This window comes from Brevundimonas sp. (genome assembly GCF_031082345.1).
Classification (GTDB): domain Bacteria; phylum Pseudomonadota; class Alphaproteobacteria; order Caulobacterales; family Caulobacteraceae; genus Brevundimonas.
In genome coordinates this window covers 1-5,126 of sequence record NZ_JAVHLH010000202.1, presented here as the reverse complement: position 1 = coordinate 5,126, position 5,126 = coordinate 1, and the positions used below count along the sequence as shown (strand labels likewise).

5 protein-coding genes are annotated in these 5,126 nt (G+C 69.5%); 3 read left to right on the top strand and 2 right to left on the bottom strand.

The window, feature by feature from the left end; genetic code table 11:
* Window positions 1-18 precede the first annotated feature (18 nt).
* A complete protein-coding gene (locus RDU12_RS12075) occupies window positions 19-2,046 on the top strand; it encodes a TonB-dependent receptor (RefSeq protein WP_300289869.1) in 2,028 nt (675 codons plus the stop codon).
* Window positions 2,047-2,143: 97 nt separating this feature from the next.
* A complete protein-coding gene (locus RDU12_RS12070; protein ID WP_300289868.1) occupies window positions 2,144-2,941 on the top strand; it encodes a SapC family protein in 798 nt (265 codons plus the stop codon).
* Between the two features lie 84 nt (window positions 2,942-3,025).
* On the opposite strand, the gene RDU12_RS12065 is transcribed toward RDU12_RS12070, so the two are convergent.
* Window positions 3,026-3,433: an acyl dehydratase gene (locus RDU12_RS12065; RefSeq protein ID WP_300289867.1), complete on the bottom strand. Its 408-nt coding sequence runs from the start codon at window positions 3,431-3,433 to the stop codon at window positions 3,026-3,028.
* A 10-nt stretch (window positions 3,434-3,443) separates the two neighbouring features.
* Window positions 3,444-4,466, bottom strand: coding sequence for an NADP-dependent oxidoreductase (locus tag RDU12_RS12060; RefSeq protein ID WP_300289866.1), 1,023 nt, complete (start codon window positions 4,464-4,466; stop codon window positions 3,444-3,446).
* A gap of 356 nt (window positions 4,467-4,822) precedes the next feature.
* Here RDU12_RS12060 and RDU12_RS12055 point away from each other — a divergent pair.
* Window positions 4,823-5,126, top strand: a 304-nt coding sequence (locus RDU12_RS12055) for a hypothetical protein (protein WP_308684810.1), incomplete at its 3' end; no start/stop codon positions are given.

Sequence of the window (5,126 nt, the reverse complement as noted above, 5' to 3'; positions counted from 1 at the left end):
CCAATCCGAGACGCGCGCATGATTTCCCACCGTTCCCTCCTCCTCGCCGCCGCCAGCTGGGCCGCCCTCGGCGGAGCCGCCGCCGCCCAGACGCCGCCGCAGGAGCGGGAGATCGTCGTCGAGGACGTCATCGTCACCGGCGCCCCGTTCGGCGTCACCGACCGGGCCAGCCTGCTGGCCGTCGCCGTGCTCGATGAGGAAGACCTGGCCGTCGCCCCGGCCGCCACGCTCGGGGATATGGTCAATGGCCTGCCCGGCGTGCGCAGCACCAATTTCGCCCCGGGCGCCAGCCGTCCGGTAATCCGCGGCCTGTCCGGCCCGCGCGTCCAGGTGCTGACCAACGGCCTCGGCATGATCGACGCCAGCTCGGTTTCGCCCGATCACCAGGTCGCGGTCGACCCCGCCGAGGCCCGGCGCATCGAGATCGTCCGCGGGCCCTCGACCCTCGTCTTCGGCGGCTCGGCCATCGGCGGCGTGGTCAACATCATCGACGACCGCATTCCCAGCGAACGGCCCGAGGGCGTCGAGGGGCGTCTCTCCGCCCAGTATTCCACCGTCGACGACGGCTCGAGCTTCGGGGCTGGACTGAAGGCCGCCGCCGGCCCGCTGGTGTTCACCCTCGACGGCTTCACCCGGGACTCGTCGGACTACGATGTCCCGGTCTTCCCCGAGTCGCAGGCCCTGCTCGACGAGGAAGGCGAGACGGCCGGAGACGAACGGACCCTCGGAAACACCTTTGTCGAACTCGACCAGTACGGCGCCGGCGTCAGCTGGGTCGGGTCGCGCGGCCACGTCGGCGTCTCGGTCAAACACGTCGATACGACCTATGGCGTGCCCGGACACGCGCATGAGCCCGATCCGCTCGATCCCGACGCGGAGGAGGAGGTCGTCTCCATCGGGCTGGAACAGACCCGCTACGACCTGCGGGGCGAACTGGACTTCGAGTCCGGCCCGTTCAGCGCGGTGCGCCTCTCGGCCGGCTGGGCCGACTACGCCCACACGGAATTCGAGGGCGACGCGGTCGGAACGCAATTCTTCTCCGACGGCGCCGAAGGTCGTTTCGAACTGATCCAGCGTGAGCGGAACGGCTGGCAGGGGGTGATCGGGGCCCAGCTGCTGGACCGCACCTTCGATGCGATCGGCGACGAAGCCTACGTCCCGCGGACCGGGATCAAGGAGCAGGGCCTGTACACGGTCCAGCGGTTCGACCGCGGCGGCCTCGGCTTCGAGGGCGGGCTGCGGTTCGACCAGCGGTCGCTGGAAAGCGTCGCGGGAGAGCGCGACTTCTCAAACGTCTCGGCCTCGGCGGGGCTGTTCTTCCGCCCGACGGCCGCGTGGTTCCTCGGCTTCAGCGTCGCCCGCAACGAGCGCGCGCCCAGCGAGGTCGAGCTGTTCGCCGAGGGCCCCCACGTCGCCACCGGCGCCTTCGAGGTGGGCGACATCGACCTCGACTCCGAGGTCGCCACCTCGGTCGAGGCCACCCTGCATTTCGCCCAGGGGCCGTTCGAGGCCGACCTGCACGCCTATTCCGCCCGTTACGACGGATTCATCGACCTGCGGCCCACCGGCGCGGACGATGTCGGCTCCGGCCTGCCTGTGTTCGAATACGTCCAGACCGACGCCGAATTCCGGGGCCTGGAGGCGGAGGCCGACTATCGCCTCTGGGAGAGCGGCCAGCGCAGCCTGACCCTGACCGCCGCGGCCGACTGGGTGCGGGCGACCACAGACCTCGGCCCCGCGGCGCGCATCCCTCCGTGGTCGGTCACGACCGGGCTCGAATGGGCCTCGCGCCTGTTCGACGTCGGTCTGGAGATGCGCCATGTCGGCGAGCAGGACCGCACGGCCGCCTTCGAGCTGCCGACCGACAGCTACACCCTGGTCAGCCTGAAGGGCGCGATCCGGCCGTTCGCGGACCGCAACGTCACCGTCTTCGCCGAAGCGTCCAACCTGACCGACGCCGAGGCGCGCGAACACGCCAGCTTCCAGAAGGACATCGCGCCCCTGCCCGGACGCAGTCTGCGGGCCGGGGTCACCTGGCGATTCTGAGGCTCATGCGCCAACGACGGGAACCGGGTTTGCCGCCCGGGACCGTCTGGGCTAGAAGCGCGCTTCCCTTTTTTCATCCAGAGCTCGTTTCGCGTCCATGACCGACACCACCGCCGCCAACGCCAGCCCGCTTTCAGGCAACGTCCTGTTCTACGGCAAGCCGGAACCGCTCTCTGTCGAGGCGCACAGCAACCTCGGCGTCGATCCGGTCGAACAGCCGTACGCCTTTGCGGCGGGGACCAATATCGTGCCCCTGACCGTCACCGAGTTCGCACCGGCGGCTCTGAGCTATCCGGTCATCTTCGTCGGCGACGCCCGCCAGCCGGTCGCCGTCATGGGCCTGCGCCCGGGCGAGAACCTGTTCGTCAGCGACGCCGGCGTCTTCAAGCCCGAGGCCTACATCCCAGCCTATGTGCGCCGCTATCCGTTCGTGTTCGCCAACGACGAAGTCCAGAAGCGCCTGATCCTGTGCGTCGACCGCGACGCGGCCTTCATCAAGGAAGGCGGCGCCACCCCGCTGTTCGTCGACGGCAAGCCGTCGCCCTACGTCGAGCAGGCGATGGAGTTCTGCAACAATTTCGAGCAGGAGCGTCAGCGCACCGAGGCCTTCGTCAAGCTGCTGACCGACCTCGACCTGCTGGAGACCCGCGAGGCCAATTTCACCCCGCGCAATCCGGACGGCACCCCCGGCGCGCCGCAGAAGATCGCCGAATATTTCGCGGTCTCGGAAGACAAGCTGAAGGCCCTGCCGGGCGACAAGCTCGTCGAGCTGCGCGACAACGGCGCCCTGGGCCAGATCTACGCCCATCTGGTCTCGCTGCTGGGCTGGGATCGACTGGTGGCCATCGCCTTCCAGAGGGCCGCCGCGGCCCAGCCGACCGCCGGCAACGCCTAGGAAGGCGGCGGGCGACAGGCAGCAGGCATCAGGGCGGCCCGTTTCGGCGGGCCGCCCTTTCTCTATGCGCCCTGTGCCTGTCGCCTACCTGCGCGCCAGCAGGGCCCGGGTCAGGCAGGAGAAGGTCAGGCGTCCGGCTTCGTCGAGCAGGTCGTGCTGGGCGATGACGATGCCCTTCTCGTCCCCGACCGGATCCTTGCCCATGATCGTCATCCGGCCGCGCATCAGCTCGCCCGACGGCGGGTTGCGAAGGTAGCGCAGGCCGTCGACCGCCAGCACCTTGGACTGGGCCCAGCCCGAGACCTTGTCCGCGAACAGCCGGCTCCACAGGGCGTAGACCATGGCGTCCGGCGCGCCGTAGGACACGTCCCATCCCGGCGAGAACCGCTCGACGAACACCTCCATGGCGGCCTCCTCGACCATGCAGGCGCCCAGCGACACGACCTCGCCCACGGCCAGATCCTCGAAATGGACGTGGAGCGGTTCGGTCATTCGTGGATCCTCAGCCGGCGGGCTCTTCGGAGACCCGCACCAGAAGCTTGCCGTCGTGGTCGCCGGTGAACAAGCGATTCAACGAATCGACCGCCCCTTCCAGCCCGTCGTCGACGTGGACCTTCCACTTGACCGTGCCGTCGTTCAGCCAGGGCCCCATCTCGGCCACCATTTCGCGGGCGCGCGGCGCATAGTCCAGCACCAGGAAGCCCTGCACCCGCAGCCGGTGGGTGATGATCCGGGCGAAATTCGGCGACGGCGGCGCCTTGGTGGCGTTGTAGGCCGAGATCAGCCCGCAGACGGCCATCCGTCCGTGGGTCTTCAGGCGGTTGAACACCGCGATCATGATGTCGCCGCCGACGTTCTCGAAATTCATCTCCACGCCGTCCGGCGCCAGCCGGTCCAGCGCCTCGCCGACATCCTCGTTCTTGTAGTCGATGGCCGCGTCGAACCCGAGCTCCTCGGTCAGCCACCGGCACTTGTCGGGCCCGCCGGCGATGCCGATGACGCGGGCGCCGCGCGCCTTGGCCACCTGGCCGGCGATCGAGCCGACCGCCCCCGCCGCGGCCGAGATCACGATGGTCTCGCCGGCCTGGGGCCTGAGCACGTCGGTGACGCCGAAATAGGCGGTCAGCCCCGTCATCCCGAGCACCGAGAGGTTGGCGGTCAGCGGCAGGCCCGGCGCGCGATGCACCTGACGCAGCTCCATTTCCGACACGACCGCGTAGTCGGCCCAGCCGCCGGACAACGGGGTGACGATGTCGCCGACGCGGAAACGGTTCGAACGGCTTTCCTCGACCACGCCCAGGGTCAGGCCGCGCATCACCCCGCCCAGGGGGACGGGCGGCAGATAGCCCTCGGCGTCGTTCATCCAGGTGCGGTTGGTCGGGTCGAGGGACAGGTAGACGGTGCGGACCAGCACCTCGGACTCTTTCAGGGCCGGGACGGGGGCCTCGACCAGTTCCAGATCGCCGGGCTGGACCAGTCCCCGGGGCCGCTGACGCAGCACCCACTGCCGATTGACGCGAGCCATGACCGTCTCCCATTTTGGCGCGACCGCCCCCAAGGGCGTCTCGAGCGCACGTTTTCTTTCAGGACGGGCCATCATGACGAGGCCGCGCGGCCTGTCCAGCGCGGGGCGAAGAAAAAGGCGGGCCTGGAAGGGCCCGCCTGAAGTGGCATCATCGAGAATGAGGCGCGGAGGCGACAGACTGGTTTTCACCAGTCTCAAGTCGGGGGGGCGTCGCCGCCTCCGCAAATCGATAACCGCGAAGCGCGGAGGCGGTTCCCCCCGCGGGGCGCTTTTTTCGCTCAATGAGCGAACCCCGGAACGGCCACGCTGGCCGGGGCGTTGATCCCGCATAGCGCAATCGCAGTCGGAGGCACGCCGTGACCCATGAATCCCCCCACGACAAGGCCGCCGACGCGGTCCACGAAGGCCGGCCCGTCGAGGCCCAGTATGTCCGCGGCGGCCGCGGCGGCGTTCGCATCCTGACCCTGTTGATCGTGTCGCTGGCGGCGGTCGCCATCCTGCTGCTGGGCATGTGGTTCGTCAGCCAGGGCGGCTTCGCCTCGACCAACGCCAACGTCGGCGACCAGGCCGTCGACGCCGCCGCCTTCCAGACCGCCCCTGGCGAGGTCCCGGCCGCCGACGCGCCGACGACCGCGACCGTCTCACCGGGCGAGATGGCGA

Bases quoted from the DNA above. Each gene is read 5' to 3' on its own strand.
- RDU12_RS12075 (WP_300289869.1), top strand. From the start codon at position 19: ATGATTTCCCACCGTTCCCTCCTCCTCGCCGCCGCCAGCTGGGCCGCC.
- RDU12_RS12070 (WP_300289868.1), top strand. From the start codon at position 2,144: ATGACCGACACCACCGCCGCCAACGCCAGCCCGCTTTCAGGCAACGTC.
- RDU12_RS12065 (WP_300289867.1), bottom strand. From the start codon at position 3,433: ATGACCGAACCGCTCCACGTCCATTTCGAGGATCTGGCCGTGGGCGAG.
- RDU12_RS12060 (WP_300289866.1), bottom strand. From the start codon at position 4,466: ATGGCTCGCGTCAATCGGCAGTGGGTGCTGCGTCAGCGGCCCCGGGGA.